Source organism: Buttiauxella agrestis, from assembly GCF_900446255.1.
Classification (GTDB): domain Bacteria; phylum Pseudomonadota; class Gammaproteobacteria; order Enterobacterales; family Enterobacteriaceae; genus Buttiauxella; species Buttiauxella agrestis.
This window is the reverse complement of the sequence record NZ_UIGI01000001.1, coordinates 1,220,754-1,247,642: the sequence shown is the minus strand read 5'-3', so window position 1 is coordinate 1,247,642 and position 26,889 is coordinate 1,220,754. Positions and strand designations below refer to the sequence as shown.

Genomic DNA, 26,889 nt, shown 5'->3' with positions numbered 1-26,889 from the left:
TTTGTCGAACGTCACATCAGACCAGTAGCGGATATTCGACATCTCACCGAATGAGGACGCGGAACGATCTCCTAGGCACCACACGTCGATAGCCCTTCTGATAGGACGGTAGGCCTGTAACAGACTAGGACGCGGCAAGATTGATCACGTCCTGAGTGGAGAAGAGACCCGACGCGACGATGGCGGCATGAGCCTGCGCAGGATCATCCGCAAAAAACACGACTCCCAAATCCTCGCCAGCTCTAGAACAGCAGACATACAGAAGTCGACGGGTGCGCATAATTGTCGTTTCGTTGCCATCCCGGATGTTCTGCTCGTCCGTGTCGGAGAGAGGCGTTATGCCGAAATACTTCCCGTAATGGAACTGGTTATGGCGACCTTCTTCGTCATCGAGGATCGCGAGGACCCGGTTGAACTCCGCACCCTTTACCCCCTGATGTGTCTCAAACGGCGACTGCTCCTCGATATAGCGACGATAGCCCCATAGTTGCCGGATCGGCGTGTGAAGGAGCTTCACCAAAGCGGCATGGTTGCCGCTTTCAGCCGATGGAGCCGCAGCATCGTATTCGGCCATTGCCGCTAGGATGCGTTCATCCAGCTTAAACATGCCTCCATCTCGCAGGTGTTCGAACGCAGCGAATGCAGGAGTTGCTGAAGACTCTCCGCAGATCAGCGCGAGCGCCTTCACTCGAGTGTCCATATCCTTCAAGATGCCGGGCACGGCGTTCGCCTGCATGTACTCGCGCTGCAAAAAAGGCGCATGGCGACGCAGAAGGCTCATAACCTTGAATTGATCGTCATCGACATTGGCCAGCATCAAGGGGGCCAGCAGCTTCAACAAAGGGGCGACAGACCAATGTGTGCCATCATCGAACCCGTCTTTGAAACCGTCAGACGTTTTGTCGTGGAAGGCCTCGTAAAGGGAGCCGAAGCCAAGGCGGTTGGCTGCCATTCGATGGGCAATCACCAAGACCTTTACGTCAGCGTCAGCTTCATCGCTAAGCCAAAGGGGGTCGTTGTTGTGATGGGCTAGCCACTGTCGCGCCTCGGCAAGGCTCTGGGTACGGTCGGCCTTGGACACCACGAGCAGCTTCGCGGAACCTTGGACCGGAACGCGTGCGCCTCCGACCTCTTTCGTTTTGCCTCCGGTCTGAGCAAGACCGTCAGCGCCCGCGCGGATTTGATTGATCACATCGAGGACTGCGACGGGGCAGCGAAAATTTTCAGGCTTCTCAATAAGTTTCCAACCGTCTAGAGGGGCTATGACGCCGGCCCCGGACATGTAAATTTTTTGCATCGGATCGCCAATAAATCCGAGGCAAAACTTATTACCGAGCAAAGCTGAGATCGCCTTTAATGCCGCAACAACTTCCGGATCGGTGTCCTGACTCTCATCGACAAAGATGAAGGGATACTTCTGCCCAACAACCTTGGCGATAACCGGCAGATCCCGGATCAGCTCGGTCGAAAGCTTGATAACGTCGCCATGCCCCAGAATACCCTTCGGGTAGTCGCTTCCGACACCGTAGGTGAAGCGCTTCACATCACCGATCGTGAGCTTTTGGGCTTGATACCGCGCTAGGTCGGCGTGTTTACGTTCTCGCGTCGATGCCCGCGTCCTGTTCGTGAAGCCTTCAATCTCAGTTTCAGTGTCGGTGATTTTCTTGTCGAGCCGACGTCCGACCCAGTCTGCGATGTCGCTCTGAAACGGCTTCACGGCCGCCCAGAGGAAGCTGTGGATTGTGGACACGTGGAACAACTGGTTGTTGCCGACATCACCCCAAATCTCGCCGACCGCGACTTCTGTGTAAGTAATGCAGGCAATCTTTTTGGACTGAGCTCGTAGAGCGGGGCCTCGTGTTTTGAGAAGATGATCGAGCGCTTTGACGATCGAGGTCGTTTTTCCCGACCCTGCACCTGAAACCATCACGAACCCGGTAGACGCATCATCATCTAGCAAGGTTCTCAGTTCGATATCAGCCGGCGTATCCGGCTTTCCAGCACGGCTGGTCATTGTTCCACCAGAACATTTTGAGGTTGGACAGGAGCTTCATCGACACCGACGACTTCAGCCGTGCCATCCAACACCTCTTCTACAATTGTGACGTGCTGCGTCAGCCAGTCTAAGCCCTGCTGGATGTAAGTAGGGACGACCCACGTCGCGTCGCTGCTAGCCAACAGGCCCAAGGCGAAGTTGGTTTTCTTGAAATGCTGGCCTTTGACGCGAGTATGGATTTTCGAAGCAAGGTCGGCCAGCGGCATCGTTCCCGCCTTGCTCCATCTCAGCTTCAGATCGTGGTGCTCCTTCTTCTGGCACCACTCAAGGTTTTGATAGGCGAAGGCCTCTTCGAGGGTTCGGCTCTTCAGCTCAGCAGTCTCCTCTCCCCACTTCACGGTTACAGGGCACTGATACGTCACCATCACATGTGCACCCAAGCCATTTTGCGGCGCTTGCAGCTTACTTTCAGGCGTTGCGGCCAGAAGGTCTTCAATCAGTATCTTGCCGGGGAGCCACTGGCGAAGGGTCTGGTTTGCCGTAACAGCTCCAGCCGTTCCTGCAGGGCATTTTGAGCTTGGCTTCGGCTCATCCCCTTCAGCCGCGGCCTCATCGTCGAGATCATCGTCCTCGTCATCGCCAGCGTCATTATCGTCTTGGGCAGCGGCGTCAGCAGTCTTCTTAGGTTTGGGCGGGTACACGCTGTCGAGATCAGTCACGATCAGGGTCGGCAAGCCGAGAAACTCAATCAGCTTCTGGAAACGAAAGGCGAAAGCACCACCGACCTCAAGAATACTGAGATAAGCCGCGTTCAGCTTCTTAGCACCGTGACCAATCATTAACGGAAGTACGAGGCGCTCGACGTTACCCTCAACAAGGATTGCGCCGTCAGCGAAGAAGAGGTCGCAATGCATCAGCTTCATATATCGCTGGAGGAAATCCCGGTCGTCTTTGTTGCTCTCGTAGAAGGCTGAGAGGTTGAAAACAGAAGAGCATTGCTTGGAACCGATTTCGGCCGAACGGCGGAAATAGCGGATCGGTTTGAAGCCCCGCTCGTACAGGATGTGCGGGGAATGCGTCGTGATCACGAACTGCGTGCCGTAACCGTCCGCCCCTTCGGACGGGATGAGTTCGGTGAGCTTGCGAACGAAGGCCTGCTGGAGTTGCGCGTGCATGTGCGCCTCCGGCTCCTCGATAAACATCAGGTGGATTGGCTGGCGTTTTCCTTCCTCGCCTTCCTCTGTGACCGACCACGCAGCGTGGAGGTCGAGGAGTTCGACGCCCATGTAGATGAGGTTTTTAAAACCCAACCCGTTGTAGCTGTCGGGGAGAGACAGGGCTTCTACGCCACCGGTCGCTTCTTCGAGTAGGTAGTGAACTTTGGCCTGTTGATCGCCCATCAGTCGCTCCAGCCGTAGGGCTGCGCGAATCTCCAGTGCAGGGTTGGAAAGGCCGGGATAACCGAGCTTGCGCAGCGATTTGAACGTGTCCTTGAACACGTCCGAAAAATGCTTCGTCAGTTGTTCTTCAGAGAGCGCCAACGCGCGCAGGGCGTTGTGGTCGTCTTCGCGCTTGCTCTGGTTGCGAGTGTAGAAACGGCTGAGTCGCTTGGACAAGTCCTCGGTTCGAGCTTGTGAGTTACCGTCGCTCAAGTGTCGTTGAGCGCTCAGGAAGTCCACCTTAATCAGCGAATTGATGATTGAGTGTCCCGTTCGCTCGGTGTCTCCCAGGATCTCTTTCGGCGTGTACGTCTCGCCAGCGTTAGCGGGGGATAGCGACGCTTCGTCGAGAATGAAATAGCGCAGGCCGTATTCATTCTTCAGCTCGCGCGCGAGGTAGTCGCGCATGTTGCGAGGCCAAGGTTTGTAATCTGCGCCATGCTCCGCCTTATTCTGGGCGAACTTCGCAGCCTCGGTCGCCATCTTACGGTAGCTGGCCAGCGTTTGGGTCGCGTCCTTCACGGTAAACTCAATCCGGACACCGACGAGTGCACCTTCCCATGCGGCTCTGGGCAGGAGATCCACGACCCGGTAGAGATTATCCGGATCAACGCTTATCCACACATCAAGAGTTATTGCCGGCAATTCGTGGCCTTGCTCAACCGCATCTTCCGCCGGGAAATTTTCAAAAGCCGGCCAGCAATCTGCGCTGAAATCATTGACAGTGAACTTGTCTTTAGAGCCGGACAAGAACAGGTCTACTGCGTGAGTTGCTGATGTCTTTCCGCTATTGTTAGCTCCAACAAATATGGTCAGGTCGTTCGCAAACTCGATACGCGCATCTTTCAACCTACGGAAATTCTTAAACGCCAGAGAGTGAAGATGCATATGGTTTGCCCCCGCCAGATTATGCAACGCCTTGTTATTATGGAAGACTTATTATCGATTACTAACTATCGCTTAAGCTGTACCATAGCATATGGCCAACGGTAAAGGGAGTGGATTCGAGGGCGATACTGGCATTATCTCCACATCAAAAGAAGGGCGAAACGTGAGATTGGCGGTTGTGAATGAAAAGCGCGTAGAGGCTCATCCAAAGCTCAAGGGAACCTGCCCGAGCTGTGGTGGCCGCTTGGTCGCCAAGTGCAGGACGGTCAAAGTCTGGCACTGGTCACTTAAGGTACATCCCCTATGCGCCCCTTGGTGGAAAAGTGAAGCCAAGTGGTCGAATTTCATGACACTTGAGGGGCTGACCTGCTCCCGTTGATTACTTACGCCGTTGCTCAGGGCGATCTTGCAGCACCTGCAGATTGCACCAGAAGTCCTCATCAGTCCCAAATATGTCAGCAAGAACGCGAGCCTCATCATCCGTAAGACGACGCAAACCGCAGATAATATCTTCAATATCCTGCTTGCAAATACCCATAGATTCCGCCAGTTCATCATGGGACATGCTCAGCGGTTTTAGAAATTCCTCTACCAGCATTTCCCCCACTGTCGCAGGCCCGGCGGTATCTGCTTTTGTGTAGTATGCAAGAATCTCTGAACGTCCCTGCTCATACGTCAGCTCACCTGAAATAATACGTGCTTTAATGGACTCATAGAGTGGCGTACCACTGGGGTCCATTTCTTCAAGTCTCAGGGAAACCTCTGCTTTGCGGAAGCCCTCAATGCGTAACCGTGAATAGGGAGTCCTGGACATGGTTTTTCCTTTGAGTTGCAGGAATAAAGTTCGCTCAGTGAAAGCGTCAGTTCATGCTATCTCGTTAACTGACGCGCGTGATTCAAGATTTATTATTGCCGGATAAGCTATCTCCGGCAAAATCATCATGTGTGCGGTTATCCCGACGAGTAGCTGTTTGCTTACGTATCTGAGTCGCCAACTCCCCTCCAATAGTCTGTTGGACACGAGAAGAGTTGCCACTTCGCTTCATTGACTGGTACTCAGCAGCCCCGCTAGCCATACTGCTTCCCATATGACTTGCCATGCGGCCAGCACGCGAGAAGGAAGCAGCAAAACCTTCGCTTCCCCCACTGGAGCTACCTTTACCGTATGGCTGCTCTCCCGACGTGTCTACAGAAGCTGTATCTTCACAACCACCAATTACGCCACCGGAGCCCGACTCTTCGGCCATTGCAGCTTGTGCAGATTCGAACGCTGCCTTTAATGCAGAGGCTCCGCCGCTGACTTGAGCTGATGCCCCCATTGCCATTGCTCCAGCACCGCTGATGGCAGTGGCTGCAGCGCCGGTAATCATACCCGCCCCAAACCCACCAATCCCTTGTAAAGACGCCCCTCCTACAACACCTGATAACAACAGTGGCAACTTATTCGTTAATACTAATAGGATAATTGACGCCAGAAGCAAAACAATAAGGCTATTAAGATCAGGAACATCATCTTTAATAATAGAAAAATATTGATCTATAAATGACTGTCCAATGCCAATAATTAATGTCATTGTGAACAGCTGAATACCAATTGATAAAACAGTGCGCAAATAATTAATTGTTATATCAGAAGTCCATTTCGATCCACCAAAACCAAGCAATATAACTCCTGCGTAACATAGCACCCACGCAGAAACCAACATTATTAGCATATTTATCGCGATAAGGGACATTACAACCAAAACGATTATCGCGACAGTGATCATAATAGTGGAGATCATTGGTGACCAGATCGATGCGGCAGAACTTATTTTCGTTAATATCACAAAGGCCATATCAACTATACTTGAAGGTGAAATGCCAGCACTGGTTCCTAAAGCATTTGCGGCAAGCTCTCTCATAGAATCAATTATAGATTTAGATATCGCGGGACCATTGCTTAAAAGATAATAGAAAAAACCATTCACAGTGAAAAACCTTACTATTTCAGCAAGTAAATCTTGTAAGCCGCCCCCTTTCATAGCGATTATACCAAACGTCCATACCATACTTATTAATACCAGCCCCCAAAATAGCCAATTTGCATAATTACCAATTACTGTCGTCCATGTACTGGCAACTTGCTGATACTTATCTAATAAAGTATCAAGTAAGCCACTGCTATCCAGTTGTCCTGCGTAGGTATTCATAGAAAAGAAAAAAACCACACCTAAAAATGTAAGTTTGCTTGCAACTTTCATAATTACCAATCTCTCTTATGACTTGGGGTATTATTGCTACGAAGAGCACAGTTATCGTATTTATGTCCATCAGTAGTACTTCCAGGCGGAAATAAACACTCCTTATTTTTTCTTTCACAAGAACATAGAATCAACGAAATGATTACAACAAATGACATCAAGAATTTATTATTCATTCTGCCTCCTCACCAAACTCGCTTAGGGCTTGGTTTATTATCCCCAGCTAATACTTTCTCATCAGCTACTGTCTGTTGAGCTTCTTTATCTGCCTGTACTTGAGCCAGTGTCATTGCGGCATTCTGTTGGGCTACCAGAAGTGAGCGTATCTGCAGCAGTTGGTTGGCCTGAGCACTGGCAAGTTGGTTTCCGGCCTGAATTGCCTTCATCTGACCTGTTGCCCCGCTCGCCTGAGACTGGAGTTCTGCGACATTATCAGCATCTTGCTGCAAGGTTTGCTGCTGCTGGTCTATTACTTTGAAAACGGCATCATTCGCTTTTTTACGCGCTTCTGAATTATTCCGCTCAGCACTACGAAGTGCGTCGATCTCGGCTGAAGTACACTCAATATTGCTATTAAAACAAGGAGAAGATTTATAGTAGTTAATGTCCTGATAACGTTTTAGATATGAGTCCAGACTCCCGGCCTGGTTCTTGTAATAGTTAAGCGTGTCTTGAGCCTGTAGTAATTTGTTGATAGTGGAATTGGCCTGATCCCAGATATATGCTGCAGGTGCGGCAGTATTTTGCAGCATGTTTTCATACTGCTGGAGTTGAGTCTGATACTGCTGGATTTGTTTTGCAACGGCCTGAACATTATTGACTGCGCTGATTGTCGTTTGAACCACGTTAGTACCATCAATAACAGGAATCCCGGCTTTAGCCGCCAGAGCGATAAACGATACGGAAATGAAAATGGGCACCGTTTTTTTAGCGGCTAAAATCCCTCTCAATGATGTAAACATCTGAACCAATAGCTTCATATTGCACCTCAATATTAACTGGTTATTTATATTGAACACTCTCACTGTTAACAGTCGCTGGCGTATGGAAAGCTGCGTCTGAGCAACAGTCATATGGCTCTCCATATCGGCGGTAGCCGATTAGCCTCGCAGAGCAGGCTTCCCTTGAGCAGCTGTGCGGCGAATAGGTAATAGTAAAGTTGGAATACCGCCTGCGGTGGGCCTACTTTACATGTCCTGCCCCACTGTTGCCGTTGTATACCTGTGTACGTATTGTGTATACCTGTGTACAGGATGTGTTTTCTTAAAGTATTAATGCAGGATTACTCGAATAAAAATCTGCAGCAAATGTGTTTTTTGCAAGGAAACTATATTTCTCCTGTTTGAAAATGACCTTTAGTAGTTATATATTGGCGTCCGCCAATTTTATTCATGTTTCGATATATTGTAAGAAGTCTTTTAATTTTTTATGAGCTAGTTTAATTACTATGTCTCAGCATGTGCTCTGCAGATTTTAGCGGCTAAAATCTGCCCCCTATGCATAAAGCTAGGGGCGTACCTCATATGTCATAAAATCTGCCTCAAGTGTCGATATATCGAGTGTGTACGCAATCTCTTCTTCTGGCGTACAACCATCGGCCTTTGGCCGATTCTAGATTTGAAAGCGCCTGCTCAGGCAGGTGATTTTAAAGCCTGTAGATCCTGAACGATCCTGTAAATACTGCTGAATAGTAAAAAAATCGGGCCGCTGTAGCACGCTACCGGGCCGCTATAACACACTATCGGGCCGTTGTGACATAATATCGGGCCGTTGTGACACGCTTTATCTTAGAACCGTTCAAATCAATTCCAATCTCAAGCAATTGCCCGGCATCTTCTTTCAATCTCCGACGGTAATTACGTAAAGTCATATTACTCGTTCCTTCACCGCACACTGCTAATATCAACGTATCCATAAACCACCCCCCTAAAGGATTATTCCTATGGGTCAAGACATGACGAGCGACTGCTTGGCTAATACCATGTTGTAGCCGAGCTATGGGGCCAGGATGATAATAAAATGACAAATCTTTTTGGAGTAACATCGCTAATGCAACACCCAGACGGACACGCCATAAACGGCGTTCTCCCCCAGTCAAAGGATCTGGACGAGTCATAGGTGATGGCACTACATGATCGATTAGTCCCCCTATTATATAGTCGCCGCTTTTCTCCAGTTCTGGCGTTATGATTTCAACTGTTGCGCTGCGAAGATCTAAAAGCAATTTCTGTATACGACCATAACTATATTGTGCATCGGATAGCGTTCGACGTAATTTCGCTGGATCTACTAATAATTCGATTCCACCATCAGAAATTTCACGACGTCTCTCGGCAACATATAGTATTGTCTCCACGATATCGGCATGACGCTGTCCGAGCCGTCCGGTAACACGACAACGTCCGAAACTTGTCTCCATCCATTGCCCCTTTAGCTCCTTAGGACGCTGGCTTGGCTGGTACAGAATTACTCGGGCTTGCCATGCTGTACTTGTGGGTGCCACTTTATTACCAGTTGTCATTGTCAGCACCACTCCAGGCCGATGTTCTTTCTTTAGTAAGTTTTTTATTATTCTTCGAGCTGAGCGCCGTTATTCTTAATACTCCCCCCTCATGTCTCTGTAACCAACGATCTGGGGCACGTTCACCATAATTTGCTTTATTAATTCCAAATCTAACAAATTGACCTCGAATGCCATCAGCAATACCGTAGGTCTTCGCTTCCGAGGCCGTCATGCCAGCTAGATAAGATTGCCACCGTATATTATCAACCAGGACACTACTACCCCTGCTTGCCTGTTGAATATCACCAACTCCCATCGTGGCAGCGCCTTTGTTTGAATGGTGTAGAAATATAATCGAACAACCAGTATCAGCAGCAATACCTTCTAGCTTTCCAATGACTTTGGACATTGCTCCGCTATTATTCTCATCTTCCTGGTGGAAACGGCGAAGAGTATCCAAAATTATTAACCTTCTGCCTTTTGAAATCTCATTAATCAAGTTGCTCCAACTTGCTGTTAAAATATTTGGACACTTTCCTACCAAAGGTTCAACTAGTAACTTATCAGCTACAATCTGCTGCTGACGTGCTGTTAGATATTTTCCCAAAGCATATAAACGATGGTGAATGATAGTCGCCGAGTCCTCCACTGGCAGATAGGCCACTAACCCGGCTGGATATTCACCAAAGTTTAAAAGGTCTACGCTACAAGTAATCTGCACGGCAAGTTGTAATGCCAGCATTGACTTTCCAACACCTCCCGGAGAGACAATCGCTCCGACAGTACCAGCAGCAAGATTTGGCAAAACGTAATCAATTGGTTGTGGCTTAGCTTCAAACGCTTCCATTATGTTCAATGACATTACCGTTACCTACCTAAAACAATACCGGGTCTAGCCGCTTTAAACATTGCTGATTTACGATCCGCAATCCACTGTTCAACTTCAGATAGTTGCCATGCAACATTTCGGCTGGTTAGCGCTATACGGCGAGGAAATTCGCCTCGTTGCTCAAGGTTATAAATAGTCCGGGCTGACAATGGGATCATTTTCAGAAGTGTTTTTCTATTAATAAGCGTGCTATTTGCCTTTGTTTGCATTTGCCTTCCTCCAGTTTCCAATCAGGCCTATACAATGCCAAGCATTACCACTTGCTAAAACCTATTCATTGGCTAAAATGGTTGACATGAAAATTACTATCTGGGAAGGCTGTGACCCTACAATCACAACAGCAATCAAAATATTTATAGAACGTGGCTCTCCGTATTCCATAGCTTCACGGAGGTATCCAATACTGCGTCTGGTACAGGAAGTGATTTACCCTGCAGTAGCGGCTTATATAAATTCCCTGCCACTAAGTCATAAGGACTACATTTCTGGCGCAGATATAGGATTTAGTGAACTAATCAAAAAAGTGGGTTTTAATGTCGTAGCGCAGGCACAAAAACTTCTTTTGCGTAATTTTATCCTGACGTTAGATCGTCAAACTTCTCTTGATAAATGCCTTATTGCTACGATTGAATCCCTTATTGAGTTAGTTAGTGAGTGTGCATCCAAGCGGCCGAAGAAATCCTCACCTGCAAAAGGGGTAACTATAAATTCACAGCGTAAACTCGGTTTTTGCGAGTTTTGCGGTAACCAGACTGAATACTCTCAATTTATTAGTGAAATATCAGAATATGCTGCTAACGATATAGAGTATTCCGATCATGAAAAATTGGTCCTTAGCCATCGATATTGCTCGAACCATAAGCCCAAACTGACCGATGGCCAATGGAATCCCAAGTACAGACAAGGAAAGCGTTCTTCCGAACAGTTTAATAAAGAACTAATAAGATTGAGACGGCAATGCGCTAAACCAAATAAAGCCAATGCAAACTCAGGGGATAGATTAATTGACGCCTATTTTTTTCATTGGATTCTGGCTCAAACTTTGACGCCAGCAGATATAGGTGAACTGAGAAATATTGCACAACGCATGGCTGATTCTAAATTTTCTGACACTAAGAAAAGAATACTTATATTAATAAATCAGGGGTTTAATCAATCTGAGGTTGCACAGATTTTAACGGGAAATTATCACTTCTCTATGACACGTCAGGCTGTGTCTAAAGCATTAGCATCTGTAAGAAAAGAATTTCATATTAATAATCATATTTAGCCAGGTTGCATAAGTTAACTGAAAAAATCTAACAAAAACACATGTTATTACCCTGAGAATTAACTTTTAAGTTATCCAGGGTATATGCTCCCAAAATCGCTCATATGTGGCCTTTATACCCTGGCAATTAAACATAAATGCATATCAATAATAGATACTCTTATACCCTGGTCTGTTCACCATTAAATTTTTCCAGATATGCATCCATTTCGCGAGTCCACGCAGGCGTGGGTACTGATGTCACCATTAGCCACGGAAACCACCATACAAGCATGAAAAGCATCATAAGTGGTGCGATCATTTCGGCTGAAGCATGAGAAACTATAAACACAATAAATGCTGCCAGTAGGGCTGCATTTGCAATCTGCCCCGCCAGAAAAAGACGCCAGCGAAAACAATGCCATTTCCTGTTGAAAATTATCTGTCCATCCTGTTCTTTGAGCCAGTTACGCCACGGCTTGAGATAACCAGCCCTCAGCCCATAGCGGTCGCACATTATTACGCTCAAATCCTGCAGACGATAGTTATACACGCCTGTAAGCCTATAAAGGCTGCGTTGGCGAAGCTCAAGTTTTGCCAGCCTGACATCCTTTTCATTCAGATAGGGCTGCGTAAGCATTTGCTCTAGCCGGCGTTTCCTGAAATTCAGTAGTCCACGAAAGACGCTGCCGGATTCAGCATTAATAACTCGGTGACGAACCACACCAAGTACAATATAAACAAGCAGCAACAGCCAACCGATCTTAGGATATTGATCCATCCACTGTATAATCACAGACAACTCAGGCATTCTTGCTTTTCCTTTTTTATGTAATTTCAGATCATAACTCGGTACATATCCCATAAATTTTAGCGGCTAAAATTGTCCTTCTAGTGTAGAAACAGGAAGCATAAACACTTAACCTACTGATTATAAACTACTTACTGATCCATTCATCAATCATATTCGCCCAATCTTGCAGCATTTCTGATCTCTGCTCGCGGTACTCTGCCTTGTTGTAAACAGCCCGTACCCCTTTCTGTTCATGCGCAAGGCACTTCTCAATCCAGTCAGTATTGTACCCGGCCTCGTGTAGTAAGGTGCTAGCTGTACGCCGTAAATCATGGGGGCCAAACTTGGGCAATGACTGCCCTTCTTTCTGTGCCAGACGATACGTCAGTGTCAAAACCCGGTTTAAAGTAGCGCTACTCATTGGCGCATCGGAATCGTAGCGCGAAGGAAGGATAAAATCAGAGCTACCGGCAAAGGTTTTGAGAGCAATCAAAATATCCATTGCCTGTCGGGGAAGAAAAACCAAATGTGGATTACGTCGTTTCATCCTCTCCTTTGGTATCGTCCATACTGCTTCACTAAAATTGATCTCGTTCCAGGTCGCGTTAGTAAGCTCACTTTTACGTACCATCGTTAACAGTAATAGTTTAACCGCTGCTCTGATTGATGGCGTCGTGCCTACGCATTCCATATAACGGTACATCAGCCCGATCTCACCTGGCGTCAGTGCCCTATCACGAGCTTCAAATTTTGCAATGCTTGCAGGACGTACCAGATCAGCTGGATTCTCCACCTTCTGACCGCGCTCAATAGCCCAGCGATAGACTTGCAATACAATCTCTCTGGCGTGTACAGCTGTCGCCGGTGCCCCTCTCTCGACAATGTTGTCGGTTAATGCGCGTAAGTCTTCATGTGTAATCTCACTCAGTTTCTGCTGGGCAAATTTTGACTTCAACTCCCTTTGATATACCGAACGCCGCATATCACGCGTCGATTCAGCCATTTGATAACCGCGTAACCATTTCTCAGCCCACGCACCAAAGGTCTCCGCATCTTTGATACGCGCTTTATCTCTGGCTTTTTCCCTCGCAGGCGATCTTCCACCGGCAACCATTTTTTTGGCTTCATTGAGCCGTTCACGCGCTTCTGCAAGCGTGATCCCTCCAACACCATAGCGGCCAAAAGTAACGGTCTCCTGTCTTCCATTTATTGAATAGTTATAACGAAATGAGATCGTTCCAGCCGGAGTGACCGCAACATACAAACCATCACGATCATTAACTTTATAGAGTTTCTCCTTCGGCTTAAGGTGACGCAGCCTGGTGTCAGTCAACATGGTTTATTGTTTTCCTTTATCAAAAAATACCATGTTGTAAAAAATTCAGAAAAGTCATTTAACTATCTGTTTTTAATTGAGTTATAAAAAACAAATACCATAACTCAACCGAAATTTATCACATGGTACTTTTTCAAACCTGAATTCGAAACCAGAGAGTACCATCAAAAATTCCATTAAAAAAACCGTGCTTCCCGTTGCTAACAGCTGCCAGAAAGTACCAAACACAAAAACAAAAAAGCCCGCAGTTACGCGGGCTTAGAGGTGTTTTACTGCTTTTACGTGCAGGCTATTGCCAGACGTTAAATCATTCCCACTCGATAGTCGCTGGCGGTTTGCCAGAAATATCGTAAACCACACGGGAAATACCGTTAACTTCGTTGATAATGCGGTTGGAAACACGGCCAAGGAAATCGTATGGCAGGTGCGCCCAATGCGCGGTCATAAAGTCGATGGTTTCAACTGCACGCAGTGAGACAACCCAATCGTATTTACGGCCATCGCCCATCACGCCAACAGAGCGTACCGGCAAGAACACGGTAAATGCCTGGCTGACTTTGTTGTAGAGATCCGCTTTATGCAGTTCTTCAATAAAGATCGCATCAGCACGACGCAGCAGGTCGCAATACTCTTTCTTCACTTCACCCAGCACGCGCACGCCTAAACCTGGCCCCGGGAACGGGTGGCGGTAAAGCATGTCGTATGGCAGGCCCAGTTCCAGGCCAATTTTGCGCACTTCGTCTTTGAACAGCTCACGCAGCGGCTCAACCAGACCCATCTTCATCTCTTTCGGCAAGCCGCCCACGTTGTGGTGTGATTTGATGACGTGTGCTTTACCGGTCGCAGAAGCAGCAGATTCGATAACGTCAGGGTAAATGGTGCCCTGCGCCAACCACTTCACATCTTCCAGTTTCAGCGCTTCTTCATCGAACACTTCAACAAACACGCGGCCGATGATTTTACGTTTTGCTTCCGGATCGTTCTCACCCGCCAACGCGGACAGGAAACGCTCTTCGCCTTTAACGTGAATGATATTCAGACCGAAGTGATCGCCAAACATATCCATCACTTGTTCAGCTTCGTTCAAGCGCAGCAGGCCGTTATCAACGAATACACAAGTCAGACGGTCGCCAATCGCGCGATGCAGCAGCATTGCGGTAACGGAAGAATCCACGCCACCTGACAAGCCCAGAATCACTTTGTCATTGCCCACTTGTTCACGCAGGCGAACAATCGCGTCTTCGATGATTTTTGCCGGAGTCCACAGCGCTTCGCAGCCGCAGATATTCAGAACAAAACGCTCCAGCAAACGCTGGCCCTGACGGGTATGGGTCACTTCCGGGTGGAACTGCACACCATAGAAACGTTTTTCTTCGTTCGCCATAATCGCGAACGGGCATGTTTCGGTGCTGGCAACGGTCACGAAGTCTGAAGGGATCGCGGTGACTTTATCGCCGTGGCTCATCCAGACATCGAGCAGTGGTTTGCCATCCGCACTCAGCGAATCTTCGATACCGCGAACCAGTGCGCTGTCTGTTTTAACTTCGACCTGCGCGTAACCAAATTCACGTTCGTTAGAACCCTCAACGTGGCCGCCAAGCTGCATCGCCATGGTCTGCATGCCGTAGCACACGCCAAATACTGGCACACCTGCGGTGAAGACATATTCAGGCGCACGTGGGCTGTTGTGTTCAGTAGTACTTTCCGGGCCACCCGAAAGGATGATACCGCTTGGGTTGAAATCACGAATCTGTGCTTCAGTGACATCCCATGCCCACAGCTCACAGTAAACGCCCAGTTCACGCACACGGCGCGCTACAAGTTGAGTGTACTGAGAACCGAAATCAAGGATAAGTATGCGATGTTTATGGATATTTTCCGTCATTGAGGCTAATTCCGAGGCAAGTGAAACAAAATAAAAACACCCGGCATAAAGCCGGGCGCAGAAATTTTAAGAACCCATACGGTAGTTCGGGGACTCTTTAGTAATCGTCACATCGTGAACGTGACTTTCCTGAATGCCCGCACCGCTGATGCGTACAAATTCCGCTTTGGTACGCAGTTCGTCGATAGTACCACAGCCGGTCAGACCCATGCAGGAGCGCAGGCCACCCATTTGCTGGTGAACGATCTCTTTCAGGTGGCCTTTGTAAGCCACGCGGCCTTCGATACCTTCCGGCACCAGTTTGTCCGCGGCGTTGTCGGTCTGGAAGTAACGGTCTGAAGAACCTTTAGACATCGCGCCCAGGGAACCCATACCGCGGTAGGATTTGAAAGAACGGCCTTGGTAAAGTTCGATTTCACCTGGAGATTCTTCAGTCCCTGCCAACATACCGCCAACCATCACCGCAGAAGCGCCTGCTGCGATAGCTTTCGCAATATCACCAGAGAAACGGATACCACCGTCAGCGATAACCGGGATGCCCGTACCTTCCAGCGCTTCAACTGCGTCAGCAACCGCAGTGATTTGTGGAACGCCCACGCCGGTGACGATACGAGTGGTACAGATGGAGCCTGGACCGATACCGACTTTAACCGCACTCACACCAGCGTCAGCCAGCGCGCGAGCGCCGTTCGCCGTAGCCACGTTGCCGCCAATGATTTGCAGGTCAGGATATTTAGCGCGAGTTTCACGAATACGTTGCAGAACGCCTTCGGAGTGACCGTGAGAGGAGTCAATCAGTAAAACATCGACACCAGCGGCTACCAGAGCGTCGATACGCTCTTCGTTGCCCGCACCTGCGCCAACGGCAGCCCCAACACGCAGACGGCCCTGGTCGTCTTTACAGGCGTTAGGTTTACGTTCTGCTTTCTGGAAGTCTTTTACGGTAATCATGCCCTGCAGGTGGAAGTTGCCATCGACAACCAACGCCTTCTCAACACGTTTTTCGTGCATTTTAGACAGCACAACATCACGTGCTTCGCCTTCTTTCACGGTAACCAGACGCTCTTTCGGGGTCATGTACACGCTAACAGGCTGGTTTAAGTCGGTGACGAAGCGAACGTCACGACCGGTGATGATACCGACCAATTCGTTGGCTTCGGTGACAACAGGATAACCCGCGAAACCATTACGTGCGGTGAGTTCTTTAACTTCGTGCAGAGTGGTTGTCGGCAGCACGGTCTGTGGGTCAGTCACAACGCCACTTTCGTGTTTTTTCACGCGTTTGACTTCTTCAGCCTGGCGCTCAATCGACATATTTTTGTGGATGAAACCAAGTCCACCTTCCTGAGCCAAAGAAATGGCCAGACGGGCTTCCGTTACGGTATCCATGGCTGCGGACAGCATAGGGATATTCAAACGAATAGTTTTGGTCAATTGGGTGCTGAGATCGGCCGTGTTAGGCAGAACTGTAGAGTGAGCTGGAACGAGGAGAACGTCATCAAACGTCAGTGCTTCTTTAGCGATTCGTAGCATGGCAATATCTCAACCTGGGGTGAATGAGAACAGATAAAATATTGCCGCGGCATTATACAGAGCGGAATCGATTGCATCCACACTTTTTTAAGAAAACTCCTTGCCAGGGAGAATACGAAAGGTACTATTGACCGAATAACTTGCTGATTTAGAATTTGATCCAGGTCACATGCCAACGATAAATACTCCATCAATTTTTACCGTCAGCCGTCTGAATCAGACGGTTCGAATGCTGCTGGAACAAGAGATGGGGCAAGTCTGGATCAGCGGTGAAATTTCCAACTTCACCCAACCGGCTTCCGGTCACTGGTACTTCACACTCAAAGACGATACCGCACAAATTCGTGGTGCGATGTTCCGTAACAGCAATCGCCGCGTCACCTTCCGTCCGCAACATGGGCAGCAGGTTTTGGTGCGTGCGACTCTGACGCTGTACGAGCCACGCGGTGATTACCAGATTATCGTTGAAAGCATGCAACCGGCGGGCGAAGGTTTGTTGCAGCAGCAATACGAAGAGCTGAAACAACGCCTCACTGCTGAAGGTTTGTTTGAACAAATCCATAAGCAGCCATTACCAACACCGGCGCACCAGGTCGGCGTCATTACCTCAAAAACCGGTGCTGCCCTGCATGATATTTTGCACGTGCTCAAACGCCGCGACCCTTCTCTACCGGTAATTATTTATCCGACCGCTGTTCAGGGCGTTGATGCGCCGATGCAAATCGTGCGCGCTATTGAGCTGGCAAACGTGCGCAAAGAGTGTGATGTGCTGATTGTCGGGCGCGGCGGCGGTTCGCTGGAAGATTTATGGAGCTTTAACGATGAGCGTGTTGTCAGGGCTATCTTCGCAAGCAAGATCCCGATCGTTAGCGCCGTAGGGCATGAAACTGACGTCACGATCGCCGATTTTGTCGCTGATGTTCGCGCGCCAACGCCTTCAGCCGCAGCGGAGATTGTCAGCCGTAATCAGCTCGAATTACTGCGCCAGTTGCAGTCATCGCAGCAGCGTATGGAAATGGCGATGGACTATTATCTCGCCCAACGCACGCAGCGTTTCACGCGCTTACAACATCGCCTGCAACAACAACATCCGCAACTGCGCCTGGCTCGCCAGCAAACAACGCTTGAGCGTTTACAGCAGCGTTTGACCGTGGCGATGGACGCAAAACTGCGCCGCAGTTCGCAACAGCAGCAGCGCCTGATGCAGCGTTTGAACCAGCAACAACCTCAGCCGCGAATCCATCGCGCGCAGACTCGTTTACAGCAGTTGGAATATCGTTTATCGCAGGTGGTCACGGCGCGTCTTAGCCAGACTCGCCAACGCTTTGGTACCGCTATCGCACAGCTTGAAGCGGTCAGCCCGCTGGCGACACTGGCGCGTGGTTATAGCGTCACAACGGCGACAGATGGCAAAGTGCTGAAGAAAACCAAACAGGTCAATTCTGGGGATACGCTGACAACGCGTCTGGAAGATGGCTGGGTGGAAAGCCAGGTCACCGGCATTACACCGGTAAAGCCTGTACGCAAGCGTAAAACGGCGGCGAAAAGCTAAAACTTATTCGACAACGGGTACGAATTCGACGCGTTTCTTCGAAATCAAACCATGCCCATTCTGGCAAAAATAATCCACCGCGCCGCAGGCTTTTAAAACTTCCAGCGGCTTGTGGCAATCCGGGCAGCGAGCCTCAAGACGAAAATCCTGCTTGCAGACTTCACAGTGCGCGCCTGCATCGGTTGGCTGGAGTGGGTTTTCACACACCGGGCATTTCGTTTCCATAATCTTTCCTGACAACTCTTCGACTATATTTGTCTTTTGATGATAGAGACAAACCCGCCATTAATCATCAATAACACTCCCGATACTGGCTCAATTCTGGCTCTATGCTGAGGAGGAAAGATGTATCACGCAACTCTGGCGCATCGCAGTTATCGGTTTGCCGGCCTCAAAGAGTTAATGGCCAAAGCCTCCCCGTCGCGTTCCGGGGATAACCTGGCAGGGGTCGCGGCTCAAAGCGCAGAAGAACGCATAGCGGCTAAAATGGCGCTGGCAGATATTCCACTACGGGAAATCCTCGATAACCCGCTGATCCCCTATGAAGACGATGAAGTCACCCGCCTGATTATTGATACCCATGATAAAAACGCTTTTCAGGCCATCAGCCATTTAACCGTCGGCGATTTTCGTGACTGGCTACTTGATGACACTACGGATACTCAGACGCTACGCGAGGTCGCAAAAGGCATCACACCGGAAATGGCGGCAGCAGTCAGTAAATTAATGCGCAACCAGGATTTAATTCTGGCTGCCAGCAAATGCCAGATCACCACCAGGTTCCGCAATACTATCGGCTTACCCGGGCATCTCAGCGTACGTTTGCAACCCAACCATCCTACCGACGATCTAAAAGGCATCGCCGCCAGCATGCTCGACGGACTGCTTTATGGCGCAGGTGATGCGGTTATCGGTATTAATCCTGCAAGTGACAGCCTGCCCGTGCTAGAGCGGTTGAATAACATGCTCGATGACATCATCAGCCGGTTTGCCATTCCAACTCAATCCTGCGTTCTGACGCATGTGACCAACACTTTGCAATTGATTGAACGCGGAGTGCCTGTGGATTTAGTGTTTCAATCCGTCGCAGGAACCGAAGCCGCCAACAGCGGTTTTGGCATAAATCTGGCGCTTTTACAGGAAGCGCATGACGCGGCGCTGAGTCTAAACCGCGGCACACTCGGCAATAACGTGATGTACTTCGAAACCGGGCAAGGCAGTTGCCTGTCTTCCAATGCGCATCATGGCGTTGATCAACAAACTTGTGAAGCCCGTGCTTACGCAGTGGCACGCCATTTTAATCCGTTGCTGATAAATACCGTCGTCGGCTTCATTGGCCCGGAATATTTGTATGACGGCAAACAGATTATTCGTGCTGGCCTGGAGGATCATTTCTGCGGCAAATTGATGGGCTTACCGTTGGGTTGCGATGTCTGTTACACCAATCATGCACAAGCCGATCAAGATGATATGGACACCCTGCTCACGCTGCTGTGTAACGCAGGCCTCACCTTCTTAATCGGCGTGCCGGGCGCGGATGACATTATGCTAAATTACCAAAGCACGTCTTTCCACGATGCGCTTTATGCCCGCCGTTTACTGGGACTGAAACACGCACCAGAATTTGCGCAGTGGCTGACGCGTATGCAAATTATTGATACCCATGGGCAGTTACGCCTGACGGGGGCCAGCCATCCCTTGTTAACCGCGCTGCCGCATGGAGTGTGCTTATGAATTCCGATGCCTGGACATTGCTGCGGGAATTCACCGACGCCCGTATCGCTCTTGGGCGCAGCGGTGCGAGCCTGCCCACCAAAGAAGTGCTCAACTTTGGCCTTGCCCACGCGCAGGCCCGAGATGCCGTCCATCAGCCCTTTCATAGCGACGATCTCAGTAATGCATTAAGTGAGCTGGGATTACCGACACTGACAGTCAAGAGTGCAGCACAAGACCGACATATCTATCTTAACCGCCCGGATTTAGGGCGCATATTAAGCGATGAAAGCCGCGAAATGTTGAATACCACCCAGCCCCGATGTGACGATCTGCTGATCGTCATTGGTGACGGACTTTCTTCACATGCGGTACACCGTCAGGCTGTTGCGCTGGTTCGCGAGCTGCTGCCGTATATCAACACGCTCGGACTCACGCTGGCCCCGATTGTCCTGGCGCATCAGTCGAGAGTGGCCCTGGGTGATGACATTGGGGAAATACTTCACTGCAAAGCGGTAGCGATGCTGATTGGCGAGCGTCCGGGGCTTTCTTCCCCAGACAGTCTGGGGGTTTATTTAACCTGGAAACCTGAACGTAAACGCCTGGAGTCGGAGCGCAATTGTATTTCGAATATCCGGCCTGAAGGTTTGAGCCATACAGCAGCGGCCTTTAAACTGGCCTGGCTTCTTGAACAAGCATTTTTACGCCGCTTAACAGGTGTGAAGTTAAAAGACGAAAGCGATAATCCGGCGTTACATCAAATGGTTAAGCCTATATCTGAATAGCAGAATTTTTATTTCAGCCATAAAAAAACCCGGTATAAAAACCGGGTTTTTCTTTCAGGAGCAGATAATTACTTGCTCTTCTTGATGTGCTTGATCAAACGCTTACGTTTACGCATCTGGTTCGGTGTCAGGGTGTTACGTTTGTTGGCAAACGGGTTCTCCCCTTCTTTGAACTGAATACGGATTGGCGTGCCCATCACATCCAGCGATTTGCGGAAGTAGTTCATCAAATAGCGCTTGTAGGAATCCGGCAGGTCTTTAACCTGGTTGCCGTGAATCACAACGATTGGCGGGTTATAACCACCGGCATGCGCATATTTCAGCTTAACGCGACGACCACGAACTAACGGCGGCTGGTGATCTTCTGCAGCCATAGTCATGATGCGAGTCAACAACGCAGTGCTTACGCGACGCGTGGAGCTGTCATAAGCTTCACGAACAGATTCGAACAAGTTACCCACGCCACTGCCATGCAGTGCGGAGATAAAGTGCACGCGAGCAAAGTCGATAAAGCCAAGACGATAATCCAGGGTCTCTTTAACTTGCTCTCTGACTTCGTTGCTCAGGCCGTCCCACTTGTTGACGACAATCACCAGTGAGCGCCCACTATTCAGGATAAAGCCGAGCAGAGACAAATCCTGGTCGGAAATACCTTCGCGAGCATCAATCACCAACATAACAACGTTAGCGTCTTCAATCGCTTGCAGGGTTTTGATTACCGAGAATTTCTCAACGGTTTCAGTGATTTTGCCACGCTTACGCACACCCGCGGTGTCGATAAGAATATATTCACGCTCATCACGTTCCATCGGGATATAGATGCTGTCACGCGTGGTGCCAGGCATGTCATAAACCACTACACGATCTTCACCCAAAATACGGTTGGTAAGCGTTGACTTACCTACATTTGGACGGCCAACGATAGCCAGTTTGATAGGCAAATCGATAGGATTGAAGGCTTCTTCTTCTTCCTCTTCGATTTCTTCTTCACCTTCAGGAACAATGCCATGCTTAGCATTAAATGCCGCCCAATAGGCTGCATCTTCATCGATTTCTTCTTCTGGTTCGCGTGGGTTAGTTTCGTCAATAAACGGAATCAGCACGTGTTCCAGCAGGGTTGTCACACCGCGGCCGTGAGAAGCAGCGATTGGGTGAATTTCACCTAAACCCAGGGAGTAAAAATCAATTACTGCCTGATCCGGGTCCATACCGTCTGTTTTGTTCGCCACCAGGAAGGTTGGCTTCTGACGTGAACGCAAATGTTTAGCGATAGCTTCATCAGCAGGCATCAAGCCGGCACGGGCATCAACCATAAACAGTACGACATCAGCTTCTTCAATCGCTAAAAGCGACTGCGCAGCCATATGTGTTTCAACGCCATCTTCAGTACCATCAATACCACCGGTATCAATAGCAATAAACTCGCGACCTTCCACTTCAGCACGACCATACTTGCGGTCGCGAGTCAGCCCCGGGAAATCCGCGACCAGCGCATCTCGGGTACGCGTCAAGCGGTTAAACAACGTGGATTTTCCGACATTAGGGCGCCCGACGAGCGCAACCACAGGTACCATGATAAAAGCCTCATTACTCAAAATTCATCATAAAACGACGTCAATTCACATCGTTTCTAAAAACAGGAAACGGCTCCCGGACTACGGGAACCGTTTCGCTCATGCTATTACGTCAGGTAAGTTTAACGCTTGATAGCGTACAACGTACCATCTTTCGCCTGAATCAACAGTTTGTCGCTGGCAACAACTGGCTCAGTCTGGAACCCAGAGCTGTCCACTTTCTGTTGAGCAACAAAGCGACCATCGTCGGCATTGATCCAGTGCATATAGCCTTCGCTGTCCGCTACAACCAGATAACCGTTGTACAGAACAGGAGAGGTCAAATTACGGTGCAGCAAATCGCTTTGCGTCCACAGAGTCACGCCGCCATCAGCGTTTAACGCCACAACGCGGTCATTCTGATCGACGAGGAAAATGCGGTTCGCATCCACGATGAAATCGTTCACTGAACCCAGTTCACGTTTCCACATCACCTGGCCTGAACGTAAGTCCAGCGCAGTCAGGTTGCCGTTGTATGCCAAGGCATATACAACACCATTCACGATAACCGGCGTGGTATCAACATCACTCAGACGGTCGATTTCAGTCGCACCGGTTGCCTGAGAAATACGTTGCTGCCAAATCAGCTGACCTTGTTTCATCAACACTGCGCTGACACGACCATTATCGCCACCGACAATAGCTGCACCAAACGCTACTGCTGGAGCTGATTCGCCGCGCAGGGAAAGCGCTGGCATATCCAGGTTTACGGTCCATTTCACCGCACCGTCAGCTTCATCAAGTGCCTGAAGCTGGCCGTTGCTGGTATGTACCAGAACTAAACCGTCACTCACAACCGGGCGAGAAAGCACTTCGCCAGCCGCTTTGCTTTGCCACGCAATACTACCATCAGAGGTGTTAAGCGCATAAACCTGTGCTTTTTCACTGCCGACGTAGACGTGCGAACCTTCAACCGTTACGCCACCAGAAAGCAGTGCCGGAAGGTTGCTGGAATAGAAATTCGTTTTTTCAGACAGATCAACGGACCAGACTTCTTTACCATCTTCCGCGTTTACGGCTTTAACGGTGCCACGGCGGTCAGCAGCGTACACGTTGCCGTCCTGCCACGCTGGGTGCAGATTGGAATAAAAATCACCAATACCACTACCAACAGAAGTGCTCCATGTTTTTTCAGGTTCAAACTGGTTTTCAACTGTCGGCAGTGGAGACATTTTAACCACGTCTTCTTCACCGCTAAACAGTGAACAACCGCTGAGCAGCGTCAGAGAAATCAGCCCTGGTACAAGTAGTTTACGCAATTGCATCGGGTCCCTCTTAGCTCGACAAATTATTAATTTTCATCTGCATCATTTCACGCAGGGCTGGAGAAGCATCAGTGTTTGAGCCTTTGCTCCACGCATCGCGCGCACCTTGCTTATCCCCTTTGCTGAGCAGCGCTTCACCGCGCAAATCAGCAACAATCGCTACCCAACCTTCACCTTTAATGCTGTCGAGGGTTTTCAGCGCCGCATCAGATTGCTTCTGTTGAATTTGAACACGTGCCAGACGTGCGTTAATCAACGCCTGCAGATTTTCATCCGTCGTGTTGGCAAGACCTTGCTGCAGCTGAGTTGCCGCTTTAGCGAGGTCATTGTTATCAGCATACTTCTGCGCTAATTCCAGTGCTGCCAGAGCACCATAAGTATTTTTTGTGCCGGCTGCGAATTTCTCAGCGGCAGCCAGTGTGGCAGGATTATCTGCGCGCACAGCATCTGTCACTGTTTGGTATTCAAGAGAAGAAGCCATTACGCTTTCAGCTTGATGGCTGTTCCAGTAACGCCAGCCAACCAGTGCGCCAATGCCAAGTACGACACCCACTACCAGCGCTTTGCCATTTTCGGCAAAGAAGCGTTTTACCGCATCAACCTGTTCGTTATCGTTTTCGTAAATTTCCACGCAGTCCTTCTCCTTAACGATTAATCACTGGGGAAATTAACCCAGTAGCGCCTGCAAATGAGCCACCGCGTTGGCTTGTTCAACGGTAGTTTGCTCACCTGTGCGCAGATCCTTCACGACCACCTGACCATTTGCGACTTCTGTTTCACCCAGCACCAGAGCCGCACGAGCGCCCCACTTATCTGCACGGACGAACTGTTTCTTGAAGTTGCCACCGCCATAGTTGGTCATCAGTTTGATAGCTGGGACCTGGTCACGCAATTGCTCGGCTAATAACATTGCCGCAGCTTGCGTTCCCTGACCTGACGATATCAGGTAAATATCGACAACAGATTCTGCTTTAAATTCCGGATTTATAGCCTGAACCAGTAAAACAAGACGTTCAAGGCCCATTGCGAAACCAACAGCTGGTGCCGCACGACCACCGAGCTGCTCGACTAAACCGTCGTAACGGCCGCCAGCACAAACGGTGCCCTGAGAACCAAGACTGCTGGTAACCCATTCGAAAACGGTACGGTTGTAATAATCCAGACCGCGCACCAGGCGCTGATTTACGGTATACGCAATACCCGCAGCATCCAGGTACTGACACAGGCCCGCGAAGTGTTCACGAGAATCTTCGTCCAGATAATCGCCAAGCGTTGGCGCATCATCCAACAGTGCCTGCACTTCAGGATTTTTGGAGTCGAGCACACGCAGTGGATTGCTGTACATACGACGCTGGCAATCTTCGTCGAGCTTTTCTTTGTGCTGCTCAAGGAATGCCACTAGCGCATCACGATAGTTAGCGCGTGCTTCCAGCGAACCAATAGAGTTCAGCTCAAGGCTGACGTGCTGGTCGATACCCAGCGCACGCCACCAGCGCGCAGTCAGCATGATCAGTTCTGCGTCAATATCTGGCCCTTGCAGACCAAAGACTTCAACGCCCAGCTGATTAAACTGACGGTAACGCCCTTTTTGCGGACGCTCATGGCGGAACATCGGCCCGATGTACCACAAGCGCTGTTCCTGATTGTACAGAAGACCATGTTCGATACCGGCACGCACGCAGCCCGCGGTGCCTTCAGGACGCAGAGTCAGGCTATCGCCGTTGCGGTCCTCAAAGGTATACATCTCTTTTTCAACCACGTCGGTCACTTCACCGATGGCGCGTTTGAATAACGGGGTCTGCTCTACAATCGGCAAACGGATTTCACTGTAACCGTAGCTGCCGAGCACCTGTTTCAGAATGCCTTCAATGCGCTGCCAGATGGCGGTTTCGCCAGGCAGGTAATCGTTCATGCCGCGGATGGCTTGAATGTTTTTTGCCACGTTTATTCTCTACCGAATTTATACAAAAAATGAACCCGAAATCAGACTGTTTGCGAAAGCGAAACGTCTGGCGGGTTCAATCATACACGGGAAGCCGAATGCTTCCCATGTTTCGCACTATTTTTCCAACTGCTGGATACTAATCCGCTGCGATTCATCAAGCATGGACGCTTTGGCACGAATACGCGCTTCAAGCTGCGCAATCATGTTGTCGTTATCCATTCGCTCTTTTTGACGCACACCGTCTTCGTAAAAACCACTCTTCTTGTTGCCACCCGTCACACCCAAAGTGGAAACCAGCGCTTCACCCGGCCCGTTCACCACACAACCAATAATCGAAACATCCATTGGTGTGATGATATCTTCCAGGCGCTGTTCGAGGGCGTTAACGGTTCCGATTACATCGAATTCCTGGCGCGAGCAGGTTGGGCAGGCGATAAAGTTAATACCGCGAGCGCGAATGCGCAAAGATTTCAGAATATCAAAACCGACCTTAATTTCTTCCACCGGATCGGCAGCTAACGATACGCGCAGCGTGTCACCAATACCTTCAGAAAGCAGTAAGCCCAGACCAATCGCTGATTTCACTGAGCCTGCACGCAGACCGCCTGCTTCGGTAATGCCGAGATGCAGCGGCTGATCAATTTGTTTAGCCAGTAAACGGTAAGATTCCACCGCAAGGAAAACATCGGAGGCTTTCACGCTAACTTTGAACTGATCAAAGTTAAGACGATCGAGGTGATCCACATGGCGCATCGCAGACTCTAACAATGCCTGCGGCGTAGGCTCGCCATATTTTTCCTGGAGATCTTTTTCCAGAGAACCGGCATTTACACCAATGCGGATCGGAATGTTTTTATCCCGGGCGCAATCGACAACCATGCGAATACGCTCTTCGCTGCCAATATTTCCTGGGTTGATGCGAAGACAATCGACACCATACTCAGCAACTTTGAGGGCGATACGATAGTCAAAATGGATATCAGCGACCAACGGGACATTGACCTGCTGTTTAATAAGCTTAAAGGCTTCGGCCGCGTCCATAGTGGGAACCGATACACGAACGATATCGGCGCCTACTTTTTCTAACGCTTTGATCTGGTTGACAGTGGCTTCAACATCCGTAGTACGGGTGTTGGTCATTGACTGGACGGCGATCGGTGCCCCGTCGCCGATTGGCACATTCCCAACATAGATCCGTTTGGATTTTCTACGTTGAATTGGGGCTTGGTTATGCATTACAAATCTCCACAATTACGCGTCAT

General features: G+C 49.5%; 22 protein-coding genes. 4 read left to right on the top strand and 18 right to left on the bottom strand.

Annotation, left to right across the window (positions count from 1 at the left end; genetic code table 11):
* Positions 1–124: 124 nt before the first annotated feature.
* The 8 genes from DY231_RS05900 to DY231_RS05865 form a co-directional block, all read right to left on the bottom strand.
* Positions 125–2,014 carry a UvrD-helicase domain-containing protein gene (locus DY231_RS05900; RefSeq protein WP_115627617.1) on the bottom strand — a complete coding sequence of 630 codons (1,890 nt, stop codon included), beginning with the start codon at positions 2,012–2,014 and terminating at the stop codon, positions 125–127.
* A complete protein-coding gene (locus DY231_RS05895; RefSeq protein ID WP_115627616.1) occupies positions 2,011–4,323 on the bottom strand; it encodes an ATP-dependent nuclease in 2,313 nt (770 codons plus the stop codon). Before DY231_RS05895 ends, DY231_RS05900 begins: the two co-directional genes overlap by 4 nt.
* 379 nt (positions 4,324–4,702) lie before the next feature.
* Positions 4,703–5,137: a HigA family addiction module antitoxin gene (locus tag DY231_RS05890; RefSeq protein WP_115627615.1), complete on the bottom strand. Its 435-nt coding sequence runs from the start codon at positions 5,135–5,137 to the stop codon at positions 4,703–4,705.
* Positions 5,138–5,219: 82 nt separating this feature from the next.
* Positions 5,220–6,566 carry a P-type conjugative transfer protein TrbL gene (trbL, locus tag DY231_RS05885; RefSeq protein ID WP_115627614.1) on the bottom strand — a complete coding sequence of 449 codons (1,347 nt, stop codon included), beginning with the start codon at positions 6,564–6,566 and terminating at the stop codon, positions 5,220–5,222.
* A gap of 185 nt (positions 6,567–6,751) precedes the next feature.
* Positions 6,752–7,546, bottom strand: coding sequence for a P-type conjugative transfer protein TrbJ (trbJ, locus tag DY231_RS05880; protein ID WP_115631776.1), 795 nt, complete (start codon positions 7,544–7,546; stop codon positions 6,752–6,754).
* 758 nt (positions 7,547–8,304) lie between these two features.
* Positions 8,305–9,087 carry an ABC transporter ATPase gene (locus DY231_RS05875; protein ID WP_115627613.1) on the bottom strand — a complete coding sequence of 261 codons (783 nt, stop codon included), beginning with the start codon at positions 9,085–9,087 and terminating at the stop codon, positions 8,305–8,307.
* Positions 9,074–9,931, bottom strand: a complete 858-nt coding sequence (locus DY231_RS05870; protein WP_115627612.1) for a helicase RepA family protein — start codon at positions 9,929–9,931, stop codon at positions 9,074–9,076. Before DY231_RS05870 ends, DY231_RS05875 begins: the two co-directional genes overlap by 14 nt.
* Positions 9,932–9,936: 5 nt before the next feature.
* Positions 9,937–10,167, bottom strand: a complete 231-nt coding sequence (locus DY231_RS05865; RefSeq protein WP_050927029.1) for a helix-turn-helix transcriptional regulator — start codon at positions 10,165–10,167, stop codon at positions 9,937–9,939.
* A gap of 86 nt (positions 10,168–10,253) precedes the next feature.
* On the opposite strand from DY231_RS05865, the gene DY231_RS05860 reads away from it, so the two are divergent.
* A complete protein-coding gene (locus DY231_RS05860; protein ID WP_256682643.1) occupies positions 10,254–11,228 on the top strand; it encodes a LuxR family transcriptional regulator in 975 nt (324 codons plus the stop codon).
* A 160-nt stretch (positions 11,229–11,388) separates the two neighbouring features.
* On the opposite strand, the gene DY231_RS05855 is transcribed toward DY231_RS05860, so the two are convergent.
* The 4 genes from DY231_RS05855 to guaB form a co-directional block, all read right to left on the bottom strand.
* Positions 11,389–12,018: a hypothetical protein gene (locus DY231_RS05855; RefSeq protein WP_115627610.1), complete on the bottom strand. Its 630-nt coding sequence runs from the start codon at positions 12,016–12,018 to the stop codon at positions 11,389–11,391.
* A gap of 127 nt (positions 12,019–12,145) precedes the next feature.
* Positions 12,146–13,336, bottom strand: coding sequence for a tyrosine-type recombinase/integrase (locus tag DY231_RS05850; protein WP_115627609.1), 1,191 nt, complete (start codon positions 13,334–13,336; stop codon positions 12,146–12,148).
* 307 nt (positions 13,337–13,643) lie between these two features.
* Positions 13,644–15,221, bottom strand: coding sequence for a glutamine-hydrolyzing GMP synthase (guaA, locus tag DY231_RS05845; RefSeq protein ID WP_115627608.1), 1,578 nt, complete (start codon positions 15,219–15,221; stop codon positions 13,644–13,646).
* Positions 15,222–15,287: 66 nt separating this feature from the next.
* The gene (gene guaB, locus DY231_RS05840; protein ID WP_034497634.1) at positions 15,288–16,754 is read right to left on the bottom strand and encodes an IMP dehydrogenase; all 1,467 of its coding nucleotides are present in this window, start codon (positions 16,752–16,754) and stop codon (positions 15,288–15,290) included.
* Between the two features lie 169 nt (positions 16,755–16,923).
* Here guaB and xseA point away from each other — a divergent pair, with 169 nt between their 5' ends.
* The gene (gene xseA, locus DY231_RS05835) at positions 16,924–18,306 is read left to right on the top strand and encodes an exodeoxyribonuclease VII large subunit (protein ID WP_115627607.1); all 1,383 of its coding nucleotides are present in this window, start codon (positions 16,924–16,926) and stop codon (positions 18,304–18,306) included.
* Positions 18,307–18,309: 3 nt separating this feature from the next.
* Here xseA and DY231_RS05830 read toward each other — a convergent pair whose 3' ends face one another.
* A complete protein-coding gene (locus DY231_RS05830; RefSeq protein ID WP_115627606.1) occupies positions 18,310–18,531 on the bottom strand; it encodes a zinc ribbon domain-containing protein in 222 nt (73 codons plus the stop codon).
* A 120-nt stretch (positions 18,532–18,651) separates the two neighbouring features.
* Between DY231_RS05830 and DY231_RS05825 the strand changes: the two genes are divergently transcribed.
* Together DY231_RS05825 and eutC are read left to right on the top strand one after the other, a co-directional pair.
* Positions 18,652–20,040 (top strand): ethanolamine ammonia-lyase subunit EutB, encoded by a 1,389-nt coding sequence (locus DY231_RS05825; RefSeq protein ID WP_115627605.1) that lies wholly within the window; start codon positions 18,652–18,654, stop codon positions 20,038–20,040.
* Complete coding sequence (gene eutC / locus DY231_RS05820) at positions 20,037–20,804, top strand: ethanolamine ammonia-lyase subunit EutC (protein ID WP_115627604.1); 768 nt, start codon at positions 20,037–20,039, stop codon at positions 20,802–20,804. The genes DY231_RS05825 and eutC overlap by 4 nt, the downstream gene beginning before the upstream one ends.
* Before the next feature lie 68 nt (positions 20,805–20,872).
* On the opposite strand, the gene der is transcribed toward eutC, so the two are convergent.
* The 5 genes from der to ispG all read right to left on the bottom strand — a co-directional run bounded on the left by der (position 20,873) and on the right by ispG (position 26,863).
* Positions 20,873–22,378, bottom strand: coding sequence for a ribosome biogenesis GTPase Der (gene der / locus DY231_RS05815; protein WP_115627603.1), 1,506 nt, complete (start codon positions 22,376–22,378; stop codon positions 20,873–20,875).
* A 122-nt stretch (positions 22,379–22,500) separates the two neighbouring features.
* Entirely contained in the window at positions 22,501–23,682 is a 1,182-nt protein-coding gene (gene bamB / locus DY231_RS05810) for an outer membrane protein assembly factor BamB (protein WP_115627602.1), read from the bottom strand.
* Between the two features lie 10 nt (positions 23,683–23,692).
* Complete coding sequence (locus DY231_RS05805; protein WP_115627601.1) at positions 23,693–24,313, bottom strand: YfgM family protein; 621 nt, start codon at positions 24,311–24,313, stop codon at positions 23,693–23,695.
* Positions 24,314–24,349: 36 nt separating this feature from the next.
* A complete protein-coding gene (hisS, locus tag DY231_RS05800) occupies positions 24,350–25,624 on the bottom strand; it encodes a histidine--tRNA ligase (protein ID WP_115627600.1) in 1,275 nt (424 codons plus the stop codon).
* A gap of 117 nt (positions 25,625–25,741) precedes the next feature.
* Positions 25,742–26,863 (bottom strand): flavodoxin-dependent (E)-4-hydroxy-3-methylbut-2-enyl-diphosphate synthase, encoded by a 1,122-nt coding sequence (ispG, locus tag DY231_RS05795; protein WP_115627599.1) that lies wholly within the window; start codon positions 26,861–26,863, stop codon positions 25,742–25,744.
* Positions 26,864–26,889 lie beyond the last annotated feature (26 nt).